The 26,403-nt window shown below is 40.6% G+C and carries 17 protein-coding genes; 12 read left to right on the top strand and 5 right to left on the bottom strand.

The features are described 5' to 3' along the window. Positions 1 to 12: 12 nt before the first annotated feature. The 3 genes from atpD to B3C94_RS07375 form a co-directional block, all read right to left on the bottom strand. Positions 13 to 1,515, bottom strand: coding sequence for a F0F1 ATP synthase subunit beta (gene atpD / locus B3C94_RS07365; RefSeq protein ID WP_293901280.1), 1,503 nt, complete (start codon positions 1,513 to 1,515; stop codon positions 13 to 15). Positions 1,516 to 1,891: 376 nt separating this feature from the next. Continuing rightward, on the bottom strand, positions 1,892 to 2,542 hold the full coding sequence (locus B3C94_RS07370; RefSeq protein WP_293901283.1) for a hypothetical protein: 651 nt from the start codon (positions 2,540 to 2,542) through the stop codon (positions 1,892 to 1,894). 149 nt (positions 2,543 to 2,691) lie between these two features. Beyond that, positions 2,692 to 3,396, bottom strand: a complete 705-nt coding sequence (locus B3C94_RS07375; RefSeq protein ID WP_293901286.1) for an NUDIX hydrolase — start codon at positions 3,394 to 3,396, stop codon at positions 2,692 to 2,694. 330 nt (positions 3,397 to 3,726) lie between these two features. On the opposite strand from B3C94_RS07375, the gene B3C94_RS07380 reads away from it, so the two are divergent. From B3C94_RS07380 to B3C94_RS07415, 8 genes are all read left to right on the top strand, one after another. Continuing rightward, positions 3,727 to 5,415 carry a ribulokinase gene (locus B3C94_RS07380; protein WP_293901289.1) on the top strand — a complete coding sequence of 563 codons (1,689 nt, stop codon included), beginning with the start codon at positions 3,727 to 3,729 and terminating at the stop codon, positions 5,413 to 5,415. A gap of 17 nt (positions 5,416 to 5,432) precedes the next feature. Beyond that, on the top strand, positions 5,433 to 6,125 hold the full coding sequence (locus B3C94_RS07385; protein WP_293901291.1) for an L-ribulose-5-phosphate 4-epimerase: 693 nt from the start codon (positions 5,433 to 5,435) through the stop codon (positions 6,123 to 6,125). Between the two features lie 42 nt (positions 6,126 to 6,167). Continuing rightward, positions 6,168 to 7,670: an L-arabinose isomerase gene (araA, locus tag B3C94_RS07390; RefSeq protein ID WP_293901294.1), complete on the top strand. Its 1,503-nt coding sequence runs from the start codon at positions 6,168 to 6,170 to the stop codon at positions 7,668 to 7,670. 68 nt (positions 7,671 to 7,738) lie between these two features. After that, positions 7,739 to 9,439 carry a sodium:solute symporter family transporter gene (locus B3C94_RS07395; protein WP_293901297.1) on the top strand — a complete coding sequence of 567 codons (1,701 nt, stop codon included), beginning with the start codon at positions 7,739 to 7,741 and terminating at the stop codon, positions 9,437 to 9,439. Positions 9,440 to 9,526: 87 nt separating this feature from the next. Next, the gene (locus B3C94_RS07400; RefSeq protein ID WP_293901300.1) at positions 9,527 to 10,675 is read left to right on the top strand and encodes an aldose epimerase family protein; all 1,149 of its coding nucleotides are present in this window, start codon (positions 9,527 to 9,529) and stop codon (positions 10,673 to 10,675) included. Positions 10,676 to 10,685: 10 nt separating this feature from the next. After that, positions 10,686 to 12,230: an alpha-N-arabinofuranosidase gene (locus B3C94_RS07405; RefSeq protein ID WP_293901303.1), complete on the top strand. Its 1,545-nt coding sequence runs from the start codon at positions 10,686 to 10,688 to the stop codon at positions 12,228 to 12,230. Positions 12,231 to 12,381: 151 nt separating this feature from the next. Continuing rightward, positions 12,382 to 14,343: an alpha-L-arabinofuranosidase C-terminal domain-containing protein gene (locus B3C94_RS07410; protein WP_293901305.1), complete on the top strand. Its 1,962-nt coding sequence runs from the start codon at positions 12,382 to 12,384 to the stop codon at positions 14,341 to 14,343. A 1-nt stretch (position 14,344) separates the two neighbouring features. After that, complete coding sequence (locus B3C94_RS07415; protein WP_293901307.1) at positions 14,345 to 14,671, top strand: hypothetical protein; 327 nt, start codon at positions 14,345 to 14,347, stop codon at positions 14,669 to 14,671. 288 nt (positions 14,672 to 14,959) lie between these two features. Here the strand turns inward: B3C94_RS07415 and B3C94_RS07420 are convergent, their stop codons facing one another. Both B3C94_RS07420 and B3C94_RS07425 read right to left on the bottom strand, forming a co-directional pair. After that, a complete protein-coding gene (locus B3C94_RS07420) occupies positions 14,960 to 16,873 on the bottom strand; it encodes a DUF294 nucleotidyltransferase-like domain-containing protein (protein WP_293901310.1) in 1,914 nt (637 codons plus the stop codon). A 10-nt stretch (positions 16,874 to 16,883) separates the two neighbouring features. After that, positions 16,884 to 17,504 (bottom strand): 3'-5' exonuclease, encoded by a 621-nt coding sequence (locus B3C94_RS07425; RefSeq protein WP_293901313.1) that lies wholly within the window; start codon positions 17,502 to 17,504, stop codon positions 16,884 to 16,886. Between the two features lie 164 nt (positions 17,505 to 17,668). Between B3C94_RS07425 and B3C94_RS07430 the strand changes: the two genes are divergently transcribed. The 4 genes from B3C94_RS07430 to B3C94_RS07445 all read left to right on the top strand — a co-directional run bounded on the left by B3C94_RS07430 (position 17,669) and on the right by B3C94_RS07445 (position 26,394). Beyond that, positions 17,669 to 20,374, top strand: a complete 2,706-nt coding sequence (locus tag B3C94_RS07430; protein ID WP_293901316.1) for an alpha-d-galacturonidase — start codon at positions 17,669 to 17,671, stop codon at positions 20,372 to 20,374. Between the two features lie 95 nt (positions 20,375 to 20,469). Continuing rightward, positions 20,470 to 22,008, top strand: coding sequence for an MGH1-like glycoside hydrolase domain-containing protein (locus tag B3C94_RS07435; RefSeq protein WP_293901319.1), 1,539 nt, complete (start codon positions 20,470 to 20,472; stop codon positions 22,006 to 22,008). A gap of 55 nt (positions 22,009 to 22,063) precedes the next feature. Beyond that, positions 22,064 to 23,596: a glycoside hydrolase family 28 protein gene (locus B3C94_RS07440; RefSeq protein WP_293901322.1), complete on the top strand. Its 1,533-nt coding sequence runs from the start codon at positions 22,064 to 22,066 to the stop codon at positions 23,594 to 23,596. Then, complete coding sequence (locus tag B3C94_RS07445; RefSeq protein WP_293901325.1) at positions 23,596 to 26,394, top strand: glycoside hydrolase family 95 protein; 2,799 nt, start codon at positions 23,596 to 23,598, stop codon at positions 26,392 to 26,394. Before B3C94_RS07440 ends, B3C94_RS07445 begins: the two co-directional genes overlap by 1 nt. Positions 26,395 to 26,403: the final 9 nt, after the last annotated feature.

The raw sequence follows: 26,403 nt of genomic DNA on the forward strand, positions 1-26,403 counted from the left end.
ATATAATCTAAATTAAACTGCTTCTGCTAATAATTTTTTACCTTTTTCGATAGCATCATCAATGTTACCTACTAAGTTGAAGGCAGCTTCTGGGTATTCATCTACTTCACCATCAATGATCATATTGAAGCCTTTGATGGTATCTTTGATGTCTACCAATACACCTTTTAAACCTGTAAATTGCTCTGCAACGTGGAAAGGTTGAGATAAGAAACGTTGTACACGACGTGCGCGGTGTACAGTTAATTTATCTTCTTCCGACAACTCATCCATACCTAAGATGGCGATGATATCTTGTAGCTCTTTGTAGCGTTGAAGAATTTCTTTTACACGTTGTGCAGTATTATAATGTTCGGCACCTAAAACGGCAGGAGAAAGAATACGTGAAGTAGAATCCAAAGGATCTACAGCAGGGTAAATACCTAACTCAGCAATTTTACGAGACAATACTGTTGTTGCATCCAAGTGAGCAAAAGTTGTCGCTGGAGCAGGGTCAGTTAAGTCATCGGCAGGTACATATACAGCCTGTACTGAAGTGATAGATCCATTTTTAGTTGAAGTAATACGCTCTTGCATTAAACCCATCTCCGTTGCCAATGTTGGTTGGTAACCTACCGCTGAAGGCATACGACCTAAAAGGGCTGATACTTCAGAACCTGCTTGTGTAAAACGGAAGATGTTATCGATGAAGAATAATACGTCACGACCCTGACCTTCGCCATCACCGTCACGGAAATATTCCGCTACTGTCAAACCTGATAAGGCCACACGTGCACGTGCACCAGGAGGCTCATTCATCTGACCGAAAACGAATGTACATTTTGAATCTTTCATTAATTCGTGGTCAACAGTATCTAAAGGCCATTCGCCTTTTTCCATGCCTTCCATAAAATGCTCACCATATTTGATGATACCAGATTCCAACATCTCGCGCAATAAGTCATTACCTTCACGCGTACGCTCACCTACACCGGCGAATACAGAAAGACCACCGTGACCTTTTGCGATGTTGTTGATTAATTCTTGGATTAATACAGTTTTACCTACACCGGCACCACCGAATAAACCAATTTTACCACCTTTAGCATATGGCTCTAAAAGGTCAATAACTTTGATACCAGTAAAAAGTACTTCGGATTCAGTTGACAAATCTTCGAATTTAGGAGGTACGTTGTGGATAGGACGACCATTCTCTTTATTCAAATTTTGGATCCCGTCTATGGCATCACCAACTACATTGAATACACGACCTTTGATTTCTTCACCAACAGGCATTTTGATAGGAGCACCAGTATCGACAACTTCCATTCCGCGAACTAAACCTTCAGTTGCGTCCATGGCAATTGTACGTACACGATCCTGACCTAAGTGTTGTTGAACTTCTAATACAACACGTTGTCCATTTTCTTTTTGAATGTACAATGCATCGTAAATTTTAGGTAGATTTTCACTGTCGGCGAAGTTGACGTCAACAACTGGGCCGATAATCTGCGCTATTTTACCAATCTTGGGCATATTATAGGGACTAAATATTTATTAATCAATTTTATATAAGAGACATAAAAGGCCTCTTTTTTGGTCAGCAAAAATAAGGTTATTCGTTTTTAAAAACAAATAGAATTTGCAATTAAATTACAATTTTATTAATGTAGGTCAAAATGTTATCGATTGTAATTCTGTCTGTTCCGATTCTTATACCTGCAAATATAGTTTTTCTCTTTTATCCTGCTATAGATTTTTAAAGATTACCGCTTTGTTTCGGGGAATCTTTTGTGCTCTTTTCTGGATGGGGAGCCGCTAGCCGCTAAATGAAATCGACCTGTAACGAAATGCTTTGATGATTCGTTACAGGTCGATCCAGAGGCGCCTGCTATTTTGTTGGAACGCGACGCTATATTTTTTTGTTTAATTCATCTTGCAATTGGCGTTTGAGCAGTTGTTCTTTCTCCATCGACTTTTTGCGGAAAGTAGCAAATTCTTCTTGGGATTGCTCTGCAGTCTTTTGAAACTCGACCGTGTCCACTTTCGCTTTCCGATAAGAAAATAAAAAGATAAATGCTGCTACTGCCAATACCGCAATGATCGTCCAGACCACAGTACTATAAAATGTTTTTGAGGTGTTTATTCCTAAGAACGAGAAACTCTCTGTTTTTTCCTTCTCTTGTGCCAGCTGGTCTTTTAAAACCTGAATAGAATCTTGTAAAGTTTTAGTATTTGACGTATAGTTACTGGAAGATGATTTCAAGGAGCTGATCTCTTTGTGAAGTTTTGCTACAGTATCAATTACATTTCTTTTAACAATATCAAGATTGGTTTTACGCACCATCTTGAAATCATAGTTGTTTTTCGAGATATAATTAAGGTGGTCAAATTGATTTGCCAAACTTCCTTTTTTTAATCCATCTGGACTGTATTTGAAGGCATTATCCTGTTGTGTCGCTGCAGTAGCCGGTGTCACCGCAGGAGTTTGTGCCTGTAATTGTGTATAGGATGAAATAAATAAAACTGTAAAGAATATAAATGCTAATCTCAATTTGCTCATAGTTGTTTATTTTATAAAAATACGTTTATTCCACATATCCGCATTCTAAAATTAGGATATGGCTGTGATAAATATAAGGAATTATTGAAAAAACGAAAATGGAAAGTGAAATATATTCTTATTCCTTCCCTTAATTTCCGGTCATTTTCTCATGATTCGATAGACCAGCTGGGTAAATAACGTAAGAAGGACATGATCTTTTCTTTATAGATAGCTGTATTCAGTTTGAAATAGTAGGCTCCTTTTTTAGAATTTTCTTTATCCTTTTCCTGCAGTTTGATAATGAGATCAGAAGCAAGCAATTTTCGGCTAAAATTGCGTTTATCCAATTCGATATTGTATACGCCCTCATATAGTGCAGCAATCTGGGGAATCGTGAATTTTTCAGGTAGCAACTCGAATAAAATCGGATACATGGCAGCCTTCATACGTAGACGATGCTGTGCAGAGGAGATCATTTGGTCATGATCGAAAATCAATGCTGGATGCTGCTGTAATGGAAACCATTGAGCTTCGTAATCGTCACTGAGGATATGTTTGTATTGTTGTGTATCAATCAATGCAAAATAACAGATGCTGACAACCCGATCGTTCGGTTCGCGTTTAGGTTCTCCAAATACGCTACACTGCTCCATGTATACATTTTCAAGCCCGGTTAACTGTCTGAGCACTCTGCTCGCAGCCTCTTCCGGACTTTCGTCCGATTGAACGAAACCGCCCATGAGACTCCATTTATTTCTCTCTGGTTCGAAATCTCGTTTAATTAAAAGCACTTCCAGGGATTCGCCGTTAAATCCAAATATGATACAGTCTACCGCCAAAAGGATCCCTGAATCTTTTTTATAATATTCCATCGTCTATCGTTTTATCTTTTTATCTGACTTCATCCCGTTTATTCACTGAGCAAAACTATGTAAAAAAGTAAATAGCTAAAAATAAGTATAATAATTGTCTGATATGTCCTCCTAAAATGCTCTTGTATGCCAATTAAAAGGACTTGGGTTCACCATAATTTGCTGGGATGAAGTTAGCTCAATTTTTTAAATATGAAAATTTTCTTTCATATTCAAAAAATTAAATGTTTATTTGACACTAATTATTTTTAAAGTGCTAACTTTACGAGAGGGGTATTGAAAAATAAGACGTTAGAAACAATTATAAGTTATAAACCAAATTCAGCAAAAATGAATAAATCGTATGTCATTGGCGTGGACTATGGAAGTGATTCAGTCCGTTCGGTCTTGGTCGATGCTAACAATGGCGAGGAAATAGCTTCTTCCGTATTTTATTATCCTCGATGGAAAAGAGGTGAGTATTGTGATGCCGCTTCCAGTCAGTTCAGGCAACACCCTTTGGATTACATCGAAGGATTGGAAGCGACAATAAAGGATTGTTTGCTCAAATCGGGGTTGAATAATATCGGGGCTGCTGTAAAAGCAATTTCCGTGGATACAACGGGATCGACTCCAGTGGCCGTCAATGCGCAAGGAGTTCCCTTGGCTCTGCTTGATGAGTTTAAAGATAATCCTAATGCGATGTTTGTCTTATGGAAAGATCATACAGCTGTTCAGGAGGCTAAAGAAATTAATCTTCATAATCAAAATAGTGCAATAGATTATCTGAAGTATGTGGGCGGTGTTTACTCCTCAGAGTGGTTTTGGGCCAAATTGCTTCATGTTTTTAGAGTGGATGAGCAGGTAAGGGATGCAACATTCAGTTGGGTTGAACATTGCGATTATATTCCCTTTTTATTAACAGGTGGTGTAGATGCTTCCGCGATCAAACGAGGTGTATGTGCGGCAGGGCATAAGTCGCTTTGGGCTGAAGAATTCGATGGATTACCTCCGAACGCATTTTTTTCTGCCCTAGACCCTTTGCTGGATGGCTTTGTGGATCGCTTGTTTTCTGAGACTCATACTTCAGATAAGCCAGCGGGCCAGCTTTCAGAAGAATGGGCGCAACGGTTGGGTCTTACAACATCGGTGGTTGTTGGAATAGGTGCATTTGACTGTCATATGGGGGCCGTTGGTGGGCAAATTGAGCCCTATTATCTGAGTAAGGTCATGGGGACTTCAACCTGTGATATGTTGGTGGCACCTAAAGAAGAGGTGCAGCATACATTAGTCAAAGGCATCTGCGGTCAAGTGGATGGTTCGATCATTCCGGGAATGATTGGTATGGAGGCAGGTCAGTCCGCATTTGGAGATGCTTATGCCTGGTTGAAACAAATTTTATTGTGGCCAACGAAACACCTGATTCAAGGAGTTGAAGGAATCACAGCGGCAATGGGGGAACAAATTCTAGCGACTTTGGAAGAAAAGCTACTGATTAGTTTAAGTGAGCAGGCAGCACTTTTGCCTGTAGCAACAAATTCAGAATTAGCCCTAGACTGGCTTAATGGTCGTCGAACTCCGGATGCAGACCAATCCTTGAAAGGTGCGGTTACGGGCTTGCATCTTGGAACAGATGCTCCCCGAATCTTCCGCGCCATTGTTGAAGCGACATGCTTTGGTGCGAAGGCTATTGTTGATCGATTTGTAGAGCAGGGGATTCCTGTTAAAGGTTTGATCGGCTTAGGCGGAGTGGCAAAAAAATCACCTTTTATTATGCAGATGATGGCCAATGTGATGAACATGCCAATTCGTATCCATAAGAGTGAACAGACTTGCGCTATTGGTGCAGCCATGTTCGCGGCGACTGCGGCAGGGCTGTATGACCGTGTTGAGGATGCCATGGAAGCCATGGGGCAAGGTTTTGAACGAACCTATGTCCCAGAAGATAAATGGGTAGTTCTCTATGCCGAGCGTTATGAACGTTACAAAGCTCTGGGAGCTTTCATCGAGGGAAAAGAGTTATTGTCCATTACCGTTTAATCATCGAAATTTTAACCATGTATAATTCAATTAAAGAGGAAGCCTACCATTGCAATATGCAATTGCCCCAGTTGGGGCTTGTGCTTTTTACATTTGGAAATGTGAGCGTTGTCGATCGTCAGCACGAAGTTTTTGCCATAAAACCGAGTGGCGTTCCTTATGAGGAGCTTTCACCGGAACATATGGTGATTGTTGACTTTGAAGGAAATGTAGTGGAAGGTGATCTTAGACCCTCATCAGATACGAAAACGCATGCCGTGTTGTATAAACATTGGAAGGAAATCGGTGGGATCACCCACACACATTCTACTTATGCGACTGCTTGGGCTCAGAGTCAACGCGATATTCCGATTTTCGGAACTACTCATGCAGATCATCTGACGGTAGATATTCCCTGTGCCCCACCGATGAGTGATGAGATGATTGCAGGAAACTATGAGTATGAAACGGGCTTCCAAATTATCAATCATTTCGCTGAAAATAAACTGGATCATAGAGAGGTGGAAATGATCTTAGTTGGTAATCATGCGCCCTTTGTTTGGGGTAAAACCGGAATAAAGTCTGTTTATAACAGTGCAGTATTGGAACAGGTGGCTAAAATGGCCTGGTTGACGGAACAGATCAATCCACAAGCACCTCGATTAAAGCCCGCGCTGATCAAAAAGCATTATGAACGGAAGCATGGGACCAATGCCTATTATGGTCAATAATTCTGAACAATAAAAAATCTATAGCAAAAACTACATTTTAAAATGAATATCAATTTAAAAGAACTTGAGGTCTGGTTTGTTGTTGGGAGCCAGGATCTTTATGGAGAAGAAACATTAAGACAGGTGGCTGTTCACGCCGAAGAAATCGCAAATTATTTACATGGGCAGGCGGCGATTCCTGTGGCCGTAAAATATAAGCCGATCGTCAAAAATACCGATGAGATTTATGCGACGTTGACTGCCGCCAACAATGAGGAGAAATGTATCGGAGTCATTACCTGGATGCACACGTTTTCACCCGCAAAGATGTGGATCAGGGGATTAAAAGCCTTGCAAAAACCATTGCTGCATCTGCATACCCAATATAATCAGGATATTCCATGGAATAGCATCGACATGGATTTTATGAACCTAAACCAAAGTGCACACGGTGATCGTGAATTTGGACATATTGTTAGCCGTTTAAAAATAGGTCGTAAGGTAGTAACCGGACATTGGGAGGATGCAGAGGTGTTGGAGCGGATCAGTGTCTGGGCTCGTGCAGCCGCAGGGTGGCATGACTGGCAGGGAGCTAAGTTTGCACGGTTCGGCGATAATATGCGTTATGTGGCTGTTACAGATGGTGATAAAGTGGAGGCAGAGTCGCAATTTGGTTTCGCTGTAAACACCTATGCCATTGGTGATTTGGTGGAGGTGATCAATGCAAGTACTGAAGCGGAAATCGCGGCATTATTAGCGGAGTACGAGGCGACTTATGAACTAGCGGAAAATGTGCAGGTTGGTGGTGAATTTCGCCAGAACTTAATCGAAGCTGCCAAAATTGAAATTGGTCTGCGCAAGTTTTTGGAACAAGGCAATTTTAAAGGTTTTACAGATACTTTTGAGGATTTGCATGGCATGGTACAGCTCCCTGGTTTAGCAGTACAACGTTTAATGGCTGAGGGCTATGGTTTTGCCGGTGAAGGGGATTGGAAGACCCCAGCTTTGGTGCGCGCTTGTAAAGTAATGGGTGCAGGATTAGCGGGAACAACTGCATTTATGGAAGACTACACCTATCATTTTAATCCGCAGAATCCCATGGTACTTGGCTCACATATGTTGGAAGTGGATCCGGCTTTAGCAACGGGCAAACCGCGCATAGAAGTGCATCCACTAGGAATTGGCGGCAAGGCAGATCCTGCCCGTTTGGTTTTCAATGGCCAGAGTGGAGATGCATTGAATGCCTCTTTGGTCGATATGGGAACGCGCTTTCGTTTGATCGTGAATAAAGTGCAAGGTGTCTCTGTAGAAGAGGAATTACCCAAGCTTCCTGTTGCGCGCGTGTTATGGAAACCGCTACCAGATATGAAAACAGGTTGCAGTGCATGGATTGTAGCAGGGGGGGCACACCATACCGCCTACAGCTTGAGTTTAACACCCGAATACCTGGAAGATTTTGCACGTATTGCCGGACTGGAATATGTATTGATCGACGAGGATACTACGGTAGCGAAACTCGAAAATCAATTGAAATGGAATGAATTGTATTATTTACTGAGTAAATAATAACTTAAGCCATTTATACCCGCTCTTCGGGTATAAATGGCTTATTGATAATAACCAATTTGGGAAATATGGAAAAATTTGCAACGGTAGATTACATCATCTTCGTAATTTACTTCTTTATTGTAGCCGGCTATGGCTACTGGATCTATCGTAAGAAAACGAATAGTTTAAGCAGCAGCAAGGACTACTTTTTGGCGGAAGGATCACTGACCTGGTGGGCCATAGGCTCTTCGTTGATCGCATCGAATATTTCTGCTGAACAGTTTATTGGCATGAGCGGTAATGGATTTGAAGTCGGTATTGCTGTCGCCGCTTATGAGCTTATTGCCGCAGTAGCGTTAATTATTGTTGCGGTTTGGTTTATACCAGTCTATCTGAAAAATAAGATTTTCACAATGCCTCAATTTTTGAACAACCGATATAATGAAACGACGAGTCTCATTATGGCGATTTTCTGGTTGTTTTTGTATGTTTTTGTCAATCTTACTTCCATTTTATATTTGGGCGCCATTGCAATCTCCAGTATGGCCGGCGGTGGCGACAGCTTTCATACCATAACAGTTGCTTTAGCCGTTTTTGCCGTCATCATTACTTTAGGCGGAATGCGTGTCATTGGTTTTACAGATGTTATTCAGGTGGTTGTATTGATTATTGGCGGTATAGCGACAACCTATGTGGCATTGACGTTAGTCAGTGAACATTTTGGTTTGGGACAGGATGCTTTGGCTGGATTCAATAAGCTGATGGAAGACTCTCCGGAGCATTTTAACCTATTTGTCGATAAACCTGGACCGGGTGCCAGTCAGGAAGATATCAATAAGTACCTGATGTTGCCTGGAATAGGGATGTATCTTGCCGGAATCTGGATTGTCAATCTAAATTATTGGGGCTGTAATCAATACATCACACAACGTGCTTTAGGAGCTGATCTAAAGACCGCACGCACAGGAATTCTCTTTGCGGGATTTCTAAAACTGTTTATGCCGATTATCGTTATGCTTCCGGGGATAGCCGCTTATGTGCTCTATAAAAATGGTGCGCTGCAACAAGAAATGGCTCCTGGCGGGGTGTTTCATGCCGATAATGCATATTCGGCGATATTGGGCTATCTGCCAAATGGTATGAAAGGGCTTGCTTTGGCAGCGCTTACAGCTGCAATAGTGGCCGGATTGGCCGGAAAAGCAAATAGTATCGCAACGATTTTTACATTGGATATTTTTAAGAAATACCTCAACAAAGACGCTAGTGAAGCTAAAATGGTATGGGTAGGAAAAATAACGATCGTTGTATCTATTTTACTGTCGGTATTATTTACCTGGAATGATGCCTTAGGAATTGGAGGGGCTGGTGGCTTTACCTTTATTCAAAAGTATACAGGTTTTATCAGTCCTGGTGTTTTTGCGATGTTTTTGTTGGGCATGTTTTGGAAAAGGACCACGGGAGCTGCTGCGATCACTGGACTCGTCACCGGTTTTGCGTTATCTGTGTTTTTCAATGAATTTGCGGCAAAAGTACTTGGTCCTGAAACATGGCTGTATACTGCTTATCCAAATAAAGCGGGTGTTTATGAGATTCCATTTCAGATCTGTATGGGATTAGCATTTGTATTTACTATGTTGGCCATGATTGCGGTGAGTTTATTTGGACCAAAGGTCAATCCAAAAGCTTTTGTATTGGATCGATCGATGTTTAAAGTAGAACCGTCTGTATTGGCATTAATTGTTGTGACTTTACTCATGGTAACTGCTATTTATGTGCGTTTCTGGTAAAACGAAATTGGAAATTAACGAATTATGAACCACTCCTATTGAATTAGGAAGCCTCCATCAGACCGATGGAACAAAACTTAATTGCAGATGAATAAGAAAATTATTATTAGTTTGTTGACTTGTGCTTCATTAGCTTATGGCTGCCAGTCTTCATCAACTCAAAACAAGCAGGCGGCAACGGTGGCTAATTCTACTTCCGGCCGAGCTTTCGATAGCCAGATCGATGGTAAAGAAGTTAAACTGTTCCAGCTCAGAAATGACAAACTTGCCATAACTCTGACAAACTATGGTGCCCGCTTGGTAAGTTTAAACGTCCCCAATAAGGACGGGAAGGTAACTGATGTGATTTTGGGTTATGATTCAGCCAAAGAATATAAGGATAACTATAATAATTTTTACGGCGCAATTGTGGGGCGTTATGGTAATCGGATTGGTAAAGCTTCTTTCAAACTGAATGGCGAAGTGTATGTGCTAGAAAAGAATGATGGAGAGAATTCACTTCATGGCGGTACCAATGGGGTATACAACAAAGTATGGGATGTGGTTAGCAGCACTGAAACCTCAATCACATTAGCCTATACTTCACCTGATAAAGAAGCAGGCTATCCCGGAACGGTCAAGATGGAGGTTACGTATACGCTGGAGGAAAATGGAGGGCTGGCTATAAGCTATCAGGCAACAACGGATAAGGAGACTGTCTTAAATCTGACCAATCACGCTTATTTTAACCTCAATGGGGCCGGAAATTCTTCTATTTTGGATCATGAACTTCAAATTGATGCAAAGGCAATTACCGAAGTTGACAATACTTTGATCCCAACAGGAAAGAGCTTGCCTGTAGCGGGTACAGCATTTGATTTTACAAAGCCCACACTCGTTGGTGCCCATATAGAAGATGAAAATGCGCAATTGAAGATCGGAAAGGGCTATGACCATAATTTTGAACTTAACAAGAAAGATGGCTTTCAAAAAGTAGCATGGGTGTATGCTGCAAAGACGGGTATCCAAATGGAGGTTTTTACAACCGAGCCCGGGCTGCAATTTTACAGTGGCAATTTTATGAAAGATTCAGATCCTAAAGGAAAAGAGGGGAAAATATATCCTTTCCGTTCTGCCTTCTGTTTGGAAACGCAACATTTTCCGGATGCGCCAAATCATCCCAATTTTGCATCAACGGTATTAAAACCTGGCGAAAAATATAGCTCAAAAACTACCTACCAATTTAGTGTGAAATAATAAAGTCGATATGATGAAGCTAAGATTAAAATTAGGTATTGTTTTTACGCTGGCCACTGGATTACTGTATGGACAGAGTAGGGTAAGATTGGAAACAGCACAGCAGGAGCAGGTTATAAGCCGACATATCTATGGACATTTTGCCGAACATTTGGGACGCTGTATTTATGATGGATTTTATGTCGGGGAGAAAAATGACTCGATACCCCACGCTGATGGTGTCCGGAAAGATATCATCGAAGCCCTGAAGAATTTGAACATTCCCAATTTACGTTGGCCGGGGGGATGTTTTGCCGATACTTATCATTGGAAGGATGGGGTTGGGGCCAAAGCCCAGCGCCCTGCTATCGTAAACAACTGGTGGGGAGGCGTGACAGAAGATAATTCCTTTGGTACACATGATTTTCTCAATATGTGTGAATTACTGGGTGCAGAACCTTATCTGGCCGGTAATGTGGGGAGCGGTGAGGTGCAGGAGCTTGCCGACTGGGTTCAATACGTGAATTTTAAGGGAGAAAGCCCCATGTCGGATTGGCGACGAAAAAATGGTAGGCAGGAACCTTGGAAAGTGAAATTCTGGGGGGTGGGAAATGAAGCCTGGGGTTGTGGCGGCAATATGACCGCTGATTATTATACAGACATCTATCGTAAATATGCTACGTTTATGTCGGATTGGACCAATGGGAGTGGCTTATATCGAATCGCTTCTGGAGCCAATAGTGCTGATTACAATTGGACGGAGACATTGATGAAGAAAATTCCGGCTGGTTTGATGAAAGGCATGGGACTTCATCACTATGCCGTGATCAACTGGGATAAAAAGGGCTCTGCAACGGCCTATTCCGAAGAGGAGTATTTCAAAACCATGAAATCAGCTTGGTTTATGAATGAGCTGGTAGAAAAGAATATTGCCATTATGGACAAATATGATCCCAAAGGACTTGTGGATTTGATTGTAGACGAATGGGGAGGCTGGTATGAGGTAGAGCCTGGTACAAATCCCGGTTTTCTTTATCAACAAAATACCATGCGTGACGCCATGATTGCTGGAATGACTTTGAATATTTTTAACAACCATGCCCGTCGCGTGAAGATGGCCAATCTGGCACAAGCTGTCAATGTGTTGCAGGCTGTTATTTTGACAAAGGGGAAGAGTATGATTTTAACGCCAACCTATCATGTGATGGAAATGTATAAGGTGCATCAGGATGCGAAATTAATTCCGATCACGCTTCAATCAACTGATTTGGAGTTTAAAAATGAGAAAATTCCTGCAGTGTCTGTTTCTGCATCACAAGATAAACAAGGGCGTACACATATCTCTTTGGTGAATATTGATCCAAAAAAGAAAAATAAGATACAAGTAGATTTGGGGGCAGTGAAGGCCGGAAAAGTAACAGGTAGAATGCTGACCGCTGCGCATCTACGTGATTATAATTCGTTTGAGAAACCCGCAACAATTACACCGGTTGTGTACAATAAAGCAAAACTTTTAAATGGTACTGTTGAAGTCGAAATTCCGGCATTTTCAGTTATCGTATTGGAATTAATATAAGACAGTGTAAATACCTGATTGATTTAAAACTCGGGGACGTGTAACCGATTGTAACGAGTTTATTTATACCATCGAAAATCTGGGCAGAACATACAGCTAAAGGTGGCGTGAATACCTATATAATTCAAAACTAATGAACAAATAATTACAGATGAAGAAAGTTGTATCGTTGATGCTAGTGCTAGCGAGTTTAGGCTTTTCAGCTGCTGCGCAGTCACCAATTGAGTTAGATATACAATTAGATAAACCTACAGGCAACATATCGCCACATATGTGGGGAGTCTTTTTTGAGGATATCAATCTTGGCGCAGACGGAGGAATCTACGCTGAATTAGTAAAGAATAGATCATTTGAGTTTGATCAGCCTTGGATGGGCTGGAAAAAGTTGGAAAATGGTTCAGAGGGTACTTATCTGTTGCTAAACGATAGTAAGCGTAAAGGGAACAAACGTTATTTAAGGCTAAACAATGCCGCTAATCTGAAGTTAGGTCTACAAAACGAAGGATTTAGAGGAATGGGCGTGAAAGCGGGGGCAACATATGAGTTTTCTTTACAGTATCAAAGTGCTACCCAGGGCATGAAAATCCATGTTGAGCTGATCGATCAACAGAATAAGGTTATCGGGGCAGCTGAACTTCCGCTTGACGCCGTAACATCATGGTCCGAAGCTGCTGTCAAATTTCCTGTTAACCAAACGACAGATAAAGCCAAGTTAAATGTTTGGTTTACAGGAGCGGGTATTTTAGACGTAGATATGCTTTCGTTATTTCCAGTAGACACCTGGAAAGGTAGACCAAAAGGTTTGCGTAAAGACATGGTCCAAATGCTTGCAGATATGAAACCTGGCTTTATCCGTTTTCCAGGAGGCTGTATTGTTGAAGGAAAAGATTTGGCCAATCGGTTCCAATGGAAAAAAACAGTTGGACCAATAACAGAACGGGAGCTGATTATCAACCGGTGGAATACTGAATTTAAACAGCGGTTGACACCGGATTATTTCCAGACTTTCGGCTTAGGTTTCTTTGAGTATTTTTTACTAGCAGAAGATATTGGTGCCACTCCGGTACCTATCCTCAATTGTGGAATGGCTTGTCAATTTAATACAGGTGAAGTTGTGCCATTAGATGAGTTAGATGAGTATGTTCAGGACGCCTTGGATCTGATTGAGTTTGCTAATGGCACAACAGCTACAAAATGGGGGAAATTACGTGCGGATATGGGGCACCCAGAACCTTTTCACCTCAAAATGCTAGGGGTTGGAAATGAAAATTGGGGCCCTCAATATATCGAAAGGTTGACTGTCTTCAAGAAAGCGTTGAACGAAAAGCATCCGGAGATCAAAATTATCGCCAGTTCGGGTACTGATCCCGAGGGGGATCGTTTTGACTTCTTAAATGATAAGCTGCGGGCGATGAATATCAATATCATTGATGAACATTATTACCGTCCGCCATCCTGGTTTCTTTCGAGTGCCAATCGTTATGATAATTACGCTAGGAATGGGGTAAAAATTTTCGCGGGGGAATACGCTTCGCATACAACGCGACCAAACGGTCCAGGGAAAAGTACCTGGGAGGCGGCACTTTCTGAAGCGGCTTTCATGACTGGTCTAGAACGAAATGGCGATGTGGTGGAGATGGCATCTTATGCACCATTATTTGGTCATGTCGATGGCTGGCAATGGTCACCGGATTTAATTTGGGTTGATAATTTACAAGTATATGGGACACCCAGCTACCAAGTACAAAAATTATATGCAACCAATAAAGGGACAAGTATTGTTCCGATCAAACGGGATGGCGAATCCGTAGCTGGAAAAGATAGCCTATATGCTTCAGCGGTATATGATGCAGTTTCGCAGCAGCTTATTTTGAAAGTTGTCAATTACAATAGTAAGCCGGTGAAAGTGAAGCTTGATGTGGATTCGAAGAAGACGCTGGCGACGACGGCAGAGAAAATAACTTTGGCCAATGCTGACCTAAACGTAAGTAACAGTCTCGAAGAACCATTGAATATTCGCCCGAAACAAAATAAGGTAACTTATAAAGGAAAGAGGATTGTTGAAACATTCGAACCCTATTCCTTGACCTTGATTAGATTGACAGTGAAATAAGATGAATATTCGCATACTCTTTTTTACTGCCCTGATGCTATTTACGGATAACTTGTCTGCACAGGTAAAGGAATTGGATCTGGCCGCTTACTTAATGGTTTATTTTAAGGATGAAAGCCATGGTCTATATGTTGCAGTCAGTCAGGATGGCTATTCTTTCACCGATGTCAATAAGGGTAAGCCGATTATTGCCGGTGATAGTATTGCACAGCAGAAAGGCATTCGAGATCCCTATGTCATGCGCGGAAAGGATGGTTATTTTTATATGGTCATGACGGATTTACATATCTACGGACAAAAGCAGGGGTATAGAGATATCACCACATAATTTTGGCTTCAGTGAAACAACAGATTTTAAAAATTTTGTTGATCTGGGGCACTTTAATGCAGGAAAGATGAAATCTACCAATTTCAGTTCGCCTAAGCACGGTGCAGTCATCCCAATCACAAAGCAAGAGTTGGAGCGATTAGCGAAGCATTGGCAGTTTGATTTGTCTTTGCCAAAAAATCTTTAGGTCTGATCTTCGTAACTTATTGTCTATGTAAGGCAATAAGTTACGAATTTATTGTTTGCAGATCCTTAATCCGGGGCAGAAAGCCAACGAAGGGCTGATTCTTAACCAAATAAATTGCTGGTAAATTTCAGCTTAATACCGAGTTGAAAATTATTGATTGTTTTGAATATTTCTTTAATTGTCGCCTTTTCAATATTTGTCAAGCTATCGATAGGTACGTAGTTGTTGGGCGCCAATTTAGCGATACGGATCTGGTTGGCCTGATTTTTCAAGCGGATCGACATTAGGTAATAATAGGATTGATTTAACTCCTCGTACTGTTCTTGCGTGAAGATGCCCAACTCAAGAAGCTGTTTTAGCCTACCACCTGTATTTTCCTCATAAATTCTATTTTTCAGTGCGTAAACTCGGACTAAGTCAACAATGGGCGTCATCGCTTTCTTAATATTGAAGACTTCTGAAGATCCTATTGTTTGCGTTTTTATCGCTTTGAAAAATGTGAGCGGCGGTTCATATTGCAGTGCGTTCTTTGCAATAAACGTAAAAAAACGCTCATTGGGTTTTTGTAGCTCAATATTAAGAAATTCTTTGAGTTGATCAATAATACCCTGGTCGCCATATAATCGCCTACAGTCGAAGAATGTCGAAAATTTAATCGCATTCTCGGGGATACTTTCTTCAATCCATTTTTTGTAATTTTTCTTCCAATGCGATAGCGAATGTGTCCATTCGGGATTACTGGCCATATATCCACCGGTACAATAGCTAAAACCAATTGTATTAAGATGATCCGATACACGACTGGCAAAATTGAGAAAATATTCGCGTACAAGCTCACGTTGTTCGTTTGCTTTATCTTCATAAATAATTGCGTTATCCTGGTCGGTCATGAGCGTCTGTTCTTTCCTTCCTTCGCTACCTGTTACCATAAACACAAATTTTGCAGGTGGTTCGCCCATTTCCCCGATCACTTTTTCAATTACTTTAAGGGCAATACTGTCGGCAACGGTTGTAATGACCTGGTTCGCAATCTCGGCATTTACCCCCCTACCGAGCAATTGGTGAATAATCTCAGGAACATTATTCCATTTTTCACGCAATTCATCCAATGTTTCTGCGAGTTTAACCGATTGAATAAATACGAGGGGAGACTGCCCTTGTTCACTCAATAGCCGATTTCGGCTCAGGAAGCCGATATAATTGCCTTCTTTCTCAACAAGGAGGTATCTCGATTTCGTGCGGAACATCATCAGTACAGCCTCGTAAAGATAAGCCTGATCGGAAATACTGACAATGGGGTTATCCATTACCTGAGCAATAGCTTGTGTTGCTGGAATCTGCTGCGCCACGACATTGTCTCTTAAGGTAATATCGGTCGCATAGCCGAGAATATGATCCTCCTTTTTGATAAATATGCAACTTACCTTATGTTTCGCCATGGTTTGTGCAGCCTCAAAGATGGGGGTATCGGGTGTACAGGACACGATATCTTTGTAGGTAATATGCTCAATTTTGCGCGAATAAAGTTGATCTGCAGCAAAGTAGCTTTCCTCAAAGGAAGCTGGTGACTTAACAAAATGAGAAAACTCTTCATCTAACATTCTTTTTCCAAAGGAATTGGTGAAAAAATGGAAAAACTCTTCATTCGCATTACAGAGCTCAATAAAGTCTTTTCGGGGCAAACGATAAATAACTGTGCCTTTTTTGGCAAGGACCGACTTTAGTGCTTTGGTTCGGTTCAATAAAACTGATATGCCGCCAAAGCAATAAGGTTTATGGTGGATTTCTACTAATCTTTTATTGTCTGAAACGTCGAGAAAGAATGTTTCATATTCACCTTCGAAGATTAAATCAACACCATCCATGTCGGTTATGTTTTGCCGGTAGACTAAGGTGTCTTTGGAAAAACGATGTTCATTGAATCTGTCGACAATACTCAATTGTAGGGTTTCGGGTAGAATTTGAAATGGCTGAGTAGATTTCAGTAGGGATAGGATAGCGTCGGGGTTTTTCATGGAAGTCACATTAACAGATGTTTTCGAATTCAGCTTGCTGATTTTGTATATCCTGCTCGGATAATTCATCCTTTCGGATCATTTCAAAATAGCATTTAGCGGTAATTTCAGCATCTTTTTCAGCATTATGCATGTCTGTTGCCTGGCTCGCGAACAGGGTTTCATGTAGTGACGAAAGGGGAAGATGCACCATATTCGGATTTCTAACGTATTTTTTGCTATGTAACAGCGTGCAAAAATAAGCTAAATTATGAAATGGAATAGCCAAATTGGATCGATAGAATTCGGCCGCTAAAACCTGTAGATCAAAGGAAAGAAAATGACCTATAACCTGCGGCTTATATTTTTTGATGTCATGACTAAGCTTGCGTAATACTTCTTTTTTCTTTTCGCCGTATTTCATTAGAAAAGGTGGTGTCAATCCGTGAATTTGTTCCGATGCAGGACTGATGGGTATTAAAGGTTCATAGATATATTTATTGCTTCGTTTAATCTCATTTTGTTCTTCGTCAAAAATAATCCAGGCCAATTGCAGGATATGGGGCCAGTTATCACTGTCCATATAACTCTTGTTCCATTTTTTCGGTAAGCCAGATGTTTCTGTATCCAGGAATAGCAAATATTTTTTCAATGAATTGTAGTTGAATGAATTCTAAAATACTAAAATAATCTAGTTAATAATAGATAAATCTTTACTTGTAGAAGGATAACCTTTGTAAAAAACGAGATACTTTTTAAATTTTTAAAATTTTATATGTAAAATTGACATTTATTAGTGAATTAAAATAACCAATTATGTACAGAAGGCTATTATGCACGTTACTCTGTGTCTGTTCCCTTGTTGTTGAGATCAACGCAAGAGATAAAACATCCTCGGTTTCCTATACAATGGATGGGATTATAAATCGTGATAGATTTCAGTATGCAATTGAATTTCTCCAACATGAGTTGGAGATCTCGTCATTAACCACGAAGATAGAAGTCAGTACAGTGGTCCAACATAATTCTTTGCCCGATTCTTTGAAAGAAAAGCTAGTTAATCAGGAACATTTTATTATATATAGAAAATCCAGCAAAGGAGCAATATCCTTGATTGGTATGGACGAATCTGGTGTGCTTTACGGATGTATGACATTGCTTGCACACAGACAATGGTTGAAAGAGGAACCATTCTTTTTTGCCGACGGTCCAAAAATGGTTATGCGCGGGACAAGTGTTGGACTTCAGAAAACAACCTATTTGCCCGGGCATGATATTTATGAGTATCCTTACACACCAGAATCGTTTCCTTGGTTTTACGATAAGAAGTTATGGTTAAACTATCTGGATATGATGGCCGAAAATAGATATAATGCCCTGTATCTATGGAATGGACATCCTTTTTCTTCGTTAGTAAAATTAAAGGATTATCCATATGCGCTAGAGGTGGATGAGGAAACATTTGGAAAAAACGAGGAGATTTATACATTTCTGACCAAAGAAGCCAATAAGAGAGGGATCTGGATTATCCAGATGTTTTATAACATTATCTTGCCAAAACCATTCGCCGATCGCCATGGCTTAAAGACCCAGGAACGAAATCGGGTTATTACGCCCTTAATTTCCGATTATACCCGAAAAAGTATTTCCGCTTTCGTGTCTAAATATCCTAATGTAGGTTTACTAATTACGTTGGGAGAGGCCATGGAGGGTGTTGGCCAGGACGATATCAACTGGTTTACGAAGACAATTATCCCGGGGGTACAGGACGGGGTACATGCTTCAGGTATCAGCATTGAACCGCCTATTATTTTAAGAGCACACGATACCGATGCACCTGCAGTAATGAAGGCCGCTTTACCTTTTTATAAGAACTTGTATACCATGGCAAAATATAATGGTGAGGCATTGACTACTTATACACCAAGAGGGAAGTGGGCTGAATTACACCGCTCTCTAAGTGCTATTGGTACGGTCCATATGCAAAACGTGCATATTTTGGCGAACTTGGAGCCTTTTAGATATGGCTCACCTGATTTTATTCAAAAATCAATGAAAGCAATGCATGAAATTCATCATTCCAATGGTATCCATATTTATCCACAAGCTTCGTATTGGGATTGGCCATATGCTGCCGACAAGGTCGATAATAGATTACTGCAACTAGATCGGGATTGGATGTGGTACAAAGCGTGGGCACGGTATGCCTGGGATGAAAACAGAAATTTACCACAAGAGCGAACTTATTGGTCAAATGAACTTGCACAATATTATGGGATTTCTGAGAAAGATGCACAGAAATTACTATTAGCGATTGAAGAAATTGGTGAGATATCGCCTAAAATTCTGCGACGATTTGGTATTACAGATGGCAACAGACAAACATCTTCTTTGGGAATGTTGATGACGCAGTTTATTAATCCTTATCGCTATGGATTATTTACTCTTCTTTATGAATCCGAGGCTCCAGAAGGGGAGATGATCATTGATTATGTAGAGAAGGATTATCACAATAAAGGCCATGTTGGAGAAACACCTGCACAAGTGGCAAGAGAAATTGTGCAGCATGGAGAACGTGCAGCAACGCTGATTGAGGAATTGGGACAACCGACTAAAAATGTAGCTGAATTTAATCGCTGGCTTAATGATATCCAGATTCATCAATTGTTGGCCAATCATTATAGTTATAAGGTCAAAGCTGCTATTCAGCTACTTCGATATAAATATTCACATAATCTAAATGCTCTTCGAAAAGCTGTGCCGGATTTGGAACAAAGTGTTTCGGAATATCGAAAACTTACGGATATCACAAATAAGACCTATTTATATGCAAACAGTATGCAGACTAAACAACGTAAGATACCGATGCGTGGGGCCGATGCTACGTTCGTTCACTGGAAAGAGATGCTCCCGGTCTTCGAAACCGAGTTAAATAACTTTAAACATGCAATAGATTCTTTATCAAAGATGGGGGGTAATGCTGCTCATTCAAAAGTGGTAATAAAGTCCCAACAGGTCACGTTTTTGGATCATCAGCAATTGATTCCATTGAAAAAGGGAGCAAAATTGTACGCAGATCAGGAGTTGGTGGTGACACATATTGCGAATGAATTAGAAGGACTACAAGCCATACAGATTGATGCTGAAAAGCAAAAACTGCAAGGAACACACCTTCGGTTTAAAAATGAAAAACCCGTAAAGATATTGGTAGGCTATTTCAATGGCACAGACAAAGTTTTTGCACCAAAGCCAGTGCTGGAAATTGACGCAAGTGCGAACGATTTTGGGCAAGCGGAGGCGAAAATACGTAATGCTATCCGTATACAGTACATGCCTATGGTTGATATTCATACCTATTCTTTTCCGATAGGGACAAATGAACTAAAAATTCCAAAAGGAGAAGTGCTGATTTTGGGTATGGTGGATGACAAGGAACTTCCTAATCCATATAATGCTGATGTGGACAATCAGGGGGACGATCTGGACGATCTATTTGGCTATTATCATGGAACTAAACTGTAAATGTAACAATGCTCAGGATAGTACAGGACAAACAACATAAACAAAATAAGTATTTTACGAGAAACGTCTACTAACTTTTTGATATTAAATAAGGAATGAAAATTAAAAAATCTATTCTTGCGCTTCTTTTTTGTACGCTTTCCTATGTAAAGGCACAGGAAAAATTAGTGGATAAAGTACAAGACTATGTTCAAGAGTTTAATAATAACGATAGCGAAGCAGTGATCAATAAGATTCCAAACAAGGATGCCTACGTTTGGATGATGGCGAATATTCCTTTATTGGACTGTCCAGATAGGGAAATTGAGCAAACTTATTATTTCCGATGGTGGTCCTATCGAAAGCATATTAAGTCGAGCCCTGAAGGTACGTTGGTGACAGAATTTATAGAACCGGTAAAACATGCCGGAAAATACAATTCGATCAGTTGCGCACTGGGTCATCATTTGTATGAAGGGAGATGGATTCGCGACAATGCGTTTTTAAAAGAATACATTGATTTTTGGCTTTATCATGCCGATAAAGGTCAGTCCAAGCGCAGGTTCCATCAGTTCAGCTCTTGGCTACCGGATGCTTTATTAGCTTATTATAAAGTCAATCCGGACAAGCAATACTTAAAAGACCGACTATCTGATCTGGATCTAGATTTTGAAAAGTGGGAGCAGGAAAGGAAAGGTAAGAATGGTCTCTTTTGGCAATTTGATGTTCAGGATGGAATGGAAGAGTCTGTCTCTGGTGGACGCAAAGTCCATAATATGCGACCTTCGATCAATAGCTATATGTATGGAAATGCTGTAGCGATAGCAGCAATTGCCAAATTGGTGTCTAATCCAATATTAGAGAAAAAGTACAGCATCTATGCGCAGTCTTTGCGCCAATTGGTGCTGGATTCACTCTGGGACAAAGAGAATCAGTTCTTTAAAACAAAACTGGAGAAAGGTTCCTTACATCCCACCCGTGAGGCAATTGGTTTTGTTCCTTGGTACTTTCATTTACCGCCAGACAAAGCGACTTACGGAAAAGCGTGGCTCCAGTTGCCGGATACATCAGGGTTTAATGCTCCTTGGGGAATAACGACGGCTGAGCGGCGAGAACCTACATTTAGGACGCGTGGCACTGGGCATAGTTGTGAATGGGATGGTGCCATTTGGCCATTTACGAGTTCACAGACGATTCGGGGAATGGCTAATTACTTAAGTGACTATAAAAAAAATAAGGGGATAAATGCTAACGACCTATACGAACAAATTCATAAATATGCCAAGTCCCATGTGATGAATGGTAAACCTTATATAGGTGAATATCAGGATGAAAAAACGGGAGAATGGTTGAAAGGCGACAATCCGAGAAGTAAATTTTATAACCATTCGACATTTGCAGATATCATTATTCAGGATTTAATCGGATTAAAGCCGCAAACTAATTCTTTGCTTGAGATAAAACCATTGATTTCGAAAGATAAGTGGGATTACTTTGCACTAACCCAATTGACGTATCACCATAAGAACATTGCTATTTATTGGGATGTTACAGGTGAAAGATATCACAAAGGAAAAGGATTGACCATCTATGTAGATGGGAAGATGTCCTTACAACAAAAGGATTTAAAAAATTGTAAGATTAACTTAAATTAATATGATCAGAAAGCGCTATCATTGCGGAATAGTAACTGTTTTTCTTTGTTTATCCATGTTGGGTTTGCAAGCCCAAACTTGGCTAAATGTCATGGATTTTGGCGCGAGGAAAGACAGTACCGGAAGCAATACATTGGCAATCAAAAAAGCTATTGCAGCAGCTGCAAATAGAGGTGGGGGAACGATTTATTTCCCAGCAGGAAAATATATCACAGGACCAATTCATCTGAAAAGTAATATTACGATTCATATTGATGCTGGTGCTGAGTTACATTTTAGCGATAATTTTGATGATTATTTACCTATGGTAGAATCCAGGTGGGAAGGAACTGCTGTTACGAACTTTTCGCCATTATTTTACGGGAATAACCTTGAGAATATTAGTATTCAAGGACGTGGGATCATTGACGGACACGGTAAAAAATGGTGGGGCTATTCGGAGGTTGAAGTTAAGAAACAGACTGAAGACAGTAAATGGCAAAAAGAATTTAAACGCCTCAATAAGGATGTTTTGGCTCCAGATCTTCCCGGATGGATCGAAAGAGGATTTTTACGTCCACCGTTTATACAGTTCTTAAACTGTAAAAATATACAGATCAAAGATATTAAAATTCAGAATTCACCTTTTTGGACAATTAATCCACAATATTGTGATAACGTAACCGTGGATGGTGTGACTATAGATAACCCGCCGTCCCCTAATACCGATGGCATTAATCCAGAATCATGTTCCAATGTTCGCATCGCCAATTGCCACATTAGTGTGGGGGATGACTGCATCACCATAAAATCTGGTAAGGATCGATCGGGAAGAAAGATCAATATCCCAGCAGAGAATTATACCATTACAAACTGTACAATGCTTCGCGGGCATGGCGGGGTCGTTATCGGAAGTGAGATGTCCGGCGGAGTAAAAAATATTGTGATTTCCAACTGTATTTTCGATGGAACCGATCGCGGTATACGTCTAAAAACCGCCAGAGGTAGAGGCGGTGTGGTTGAAAATATTCAAGTATCTAATATTGTCATGCGCGACATTAGGGACCAAGCAGTCGTCATGGATATGGAGTACGCTAAAAGTGAACAGGAGCCTATTAGTGAACGCACGCCTAAGTTCAGGAATATCTATATTAACAATTTATCTGGAACAACAAACCGTATTGGTTATATAAGGGGCTTGGAAGAGATGCCTATAGAGAATGTGGTATTTTCGGATATTAATATGCAGGGAGTTACTGGTTTTTCAGCACTGAATGTGAATGGATTAACATTGAGTAACGTGAACGTATCGATCAAGCAAGGTGGCCTATTATCCGTCAATAATGGCAAAGAACTGAATCTATTAAATTTAAAAAACACGACGCCAACAGCAGAAAAAGCGCTTATCGAGCTAGAAAACTGTAAAGAAGTTAATGTGCAGAGCTGTTTTCCTACTATAGGCACAACTTTATTTTTGGACTTAGTTGGTTCTGCGAATGAATATATTTATGTTCATAGCAATAATCTAGCAAGAGTAAAACAAATTCTCCGTGGTACCTACAAAAGTGGTCAGCTCACATCAAATATAAATCCTTTGGAAACTAAATAATGCGTTTATACCTGTATCTCATTGCCTCGGTTTTATCGATGTGCCCATTCAGTTCCGCTTTAGCACAAACACGTGTGTGGTTTGATCATCCTGCCCATCAGTGGGAGGAGGCTTTACCGATTGGTAATGGGCGGTTGGGAGCGATGGTTTATGGAGGAGTCGAGAAAGAAGAATTACAATTTAATGAAGAGTCGTTATGGACGGATGGGCCGCGAAATTATAATAAAAAGGATGCATCGAAGTATCTTTCACTTATACGGGACTTGCTTGATCGCGGACAGCAGAAAGAAGCAGAATCTTTGGCGATGCGGGAATTTATGGGCCTTAAAAGTGAATCAGAAGATCCTATTGCTTGGTTGGAAAAGATTGGACACATTCGGGAGCAAGCACATGGGCCTTTTGAGTTCGCTTTTGATGATAGCAAATGGCCCCTTATAACAGTTCCGCATTATGAAGGTTGGGAGAGTCAGGGGCTGGAAGGACTGGACGGGGCTGTTTGGTTTCGTTATGAATTTAACCTTTCAAAAAATGAGCTATCAGAGCGCTGGTCGTTGGATTTAAATAAGATCCGAACTAATGATTATACTTACATTAATGGTAAACTCGTAGGTCATTCGACGGGAGATGAAACCAGAAGATTGTATCAAATCCCGTCGAATTTATTGCGGGAAGGAAAGAATAGTATAGCAATTCAGGTGATCAATCTTGAAGGAAAAGGTGGTGTAGCAGGGTATAAAGATTCTAAACAATCCATAGGGTTAAAAAGTAACAGGGGGAAATTTGTCTCGTTAAATGGACAGTGGAAATACGATATTCAAGATCAAAACAGTCCCAAAATAGGGAATTATCAGGCATCCTATCAGCCTTTTGGTACGTTAAATTTACAATTCGATCATAAAGATGCAAAGAACTATAGGCGAATCCTAGATTTGGATAAAGGCGAGGTTCGCGTCAACTATGATGCTAATGGAATTCATTATAAAAGAACTTACTTTGCAAGTTATCCCCAGAATTTTATTGGTATACTGTTAGGTGCTGATCAGAAGAAAAAAATTACTTTTAGACTTAGCCTGAACACCAAACACCAGCGATCAAAACTTGAACGCCTTGATAATTCTTCAATCCGTTTGGAGGTATGGGTGAAAAATGGATCCATGCGAGGAACAGCTTTCCTACAGCTTAAATTGAAGGGGGGGCAGGTATCATATAATGGCAACGAGCTTATCGTGCAACAAGCGGATGAAGCTCAAATTTATCTGACTGCCGCAACAAATTTTAAATCTTATCGAGAGCTGACCGATCAGTATGCTGCTGTCGCATTGGAGAGATTTAAAAATGTATGTACCTTGGACTTTAATCAATTGTATCAAATTCATCAACGAGATTATCAGCTTTTGTATCATCGCTTTGCAATAGATTTTGGTGCTGGAAAACAGCTTGATACGATTCCAATAGATAGGCGGTTACAAAAGTCCGCAATGCTTGATGATCCAGGTCTGCTCGCACTTTATGTACAATTTGCCCGTTATTTACAGATTGCTGCGTCTCGACCAGGTAGCCAACCCATGAATCTTCAAGGTATTTGGAATCCACTTTTGGAACCATCCTGGGGGAGCAAATATACTACCAACATTAATTTGGAGATGAACTATTGGCCCACGGAAGCCTTAAATCTATCGGAATTACAGCAACCCTTATTTCAAATGATTAAAGATCTTCATCTGGCGGGTGCAGAAACCGCTAAAGAATATTATGCTGCTCGTGGTTGGGTTTTACATCATAATACAGATTTATGGCGAGGTACAGCTCCCATCAATAATTCCAATCATGGTATATGGCCCACGGGTGGTGCTTGGTTGGTGAGACATCTTTGGGAACATTATCAATATACACAAGACCGACAATTTTTAAAGGAATATTATCCAATCATTAAGGACGCAACCTTATTTTTTAAAGATTTTCTCGTCAAAGATAAGGCAACTGGATGGTTGGTAAGTTCGCCTTCCAACTCCCCGGAAAATGGAGGTTTGGTCAAAGGACCTACCATGGATCATCAGATTATTCGTTCATTGTTTGATATTTTCAATAGATGCTCAATGTTATTGGACAAGGATATTATCTTACGGGATTCAATTATTGCCATGCGGGATCAGATTGCACCGAACCAAATTGGTCAATATGGTCAACTCCAGGAGTGGCTGACAGATTTGGACGATCCAGAGAATAAACATCGGCATGTGTCCCATTTGTGGGGTTTATTTCCAGGGGATGAAATCAACAGGGTTCAATCCCCGAAATTGCTTGAAGCGGCAAAACGCTCTTTGGTATTAAGAGGAGATGAAGGAACAGGTTGGAGTCTGGCTTGGAAAATTAACTTTTGGGCTAGATTAAAAGATGCCCAGCATGCCTATCATATGGTAAAAATGCTATTGCGGCCCGCGGGTAAAGACGGAGGTTCTTATCCTAATTTATTTGATGCCCATCCGCCATTTCAAATCGATGGAAATTTCGGTGGAGCATCGGGAATTATCGAGATGTTGCTTCAGAGCCATGTCGATGGGATTGAACTATTACCAGCATTACCAGCTGAAATCGGCACAGGCAACGTCAAGGGACTCAAAGCGCGAGGGGCATTTCAGATCAATATGGAATGGAAAGATAATCAATTATTAGGGTTGACTGTTGAATCGCTTTCAGGTGAAGAACTGCATCTGCGTTATGGCAGTCGTGACGTAAAGATGAAAACAAAAAGAGGCAAATCTTATGCTTTTGATAAAGAATTGAAGTTAAAGAAATAATAAAGATTG

It is taken from the genome of Sphingobacterium sp. UBA5670 (assembly GCF_002420705.1).
GTDB lineage: Bacteria > Bacteroidota > Bacteroidia > Sphingobacteriales > Sphingobacteriaceae > Sphingobacterium.

What these genes read in the sequence shown, in the direction of transcription:
- atpD (WP_293901280.1), bottom strand. Translation starts at nt 1,515, where the DNA reads ATGCCCAAGATTGGTAAAATAGCGCAGATTATCGGCCCAGTTGTTGAC.
- B3C94_RS07370 (WP_293901283.1), bottom strand. Translation starts at nt 2,542, where the DNA reads ATGAGCAAATTGAGATTAGCATTTATATTCTTTACAGTTTTATTTATT.
- B3C94_RS07375 (WP_293901286.1), bottom strand. Translation starts at nt 3,396, where the DNA reads ATGGAATATTATAAAAAAGATTCAGGGATCCTTTTGGCGGTAGACTGT.
- B3C94_RS07380 (WP_293901289.1), top strand. Translation starts at nt 3,727, where the DNA reads ATGAATAAATCGTATGTCATTGGCGTGGACTATGGAAGTGATTCAGTC.
- B3C94_RS07385 (WP_293901291.1), top strand. Translation starts at nt 5,433, where the DNA reads ATGTATAATTCAATTAAAGAGGAAGCCTACCATTGCAATATGCAATTG.
- araA (WP_293901294.1), top strand. Translation starts at nt 6,168, where the DNA reads ATGAATATCAATTTAAAAGAACTTGAGGTCTGGTTTGTTGTTGGGAGC.
- B3C94_RS07395 (WP_293901297.1), top strand. Translation starts at nt 7,739, where the DNA reads ATGGAAAAATTTGCAACGGTAGATTACATCATCTTCGTAATTTACTTC.
- B3C94_RS07400 (WP_293901300.1), top strand. Translation starts at nt 9,527, where the DNA reads ATGAATAAGAAAATTATTATTAGTTTGTTGACTTGTGCTTCATTAGCT.
- B3C94_RS07405 (WP_293901303.1), top strand. Translation starts at nt 10,686, where the DNA reads ATGATGAAGCTAAGATTAAAATTAGGTATTGTTTTTACGCTGGCCACT.
- B3C94_RS07410 (WP_293901305.1), top strand. Translation starts at nt 12,382, where the DNA reads ATGAAGAAAGTTGTATCGTTGATGCTAGTGCTAGCGAGTTTAGGCTTT.
- B3C94_RS07415 (WP_293901307.1), top strand. Translation starts at nt 14,345, where the DNA reads ATGAATATTCGCATACTCTTTTTTACTGCCCTGATGCTATTTACGGAT.
- B3C94_RS07420 (WP_293901310.1), bottom strand. Translation starts at nt 16,873, where the DNA reads ATGAAAAACCCCGACGCTATCCTATCCCTACTGAAATCTACTCAGCCA.
- B3C94_RS07430 (WP_293901316.1), top strand. Translation starts at nt 17,669, where the DNA reads ATGTACAGAAGGCTATTATGCACGTTACTCTGTGTCTGTTCCCTTGTT.
- B3C94_RS07435 (WP_293901319.1), top strand. Translation starts at nt 20,470, where the DNA reads ATGAAAATTAAAAAATCTATTCTTGCGCTTCTTTTTTGTACGCTTTCC.
- B3C94_RS07440 (WP_293901322.1), top strand. Translation starts at nt 22,064, where the DNA reads ATGTTGGGTTTGCAAGCCCAAACTTGGCTAAATGTCATGGATTTTGGC.
- B3C94_RS07445 (WP_293901325.1), top strand. Translation starts at nt 23,596, where the DNA reads ATGCGTTTATACCTGTATCTCATTGCCTCGGTTTTATCGATGTGCCCA.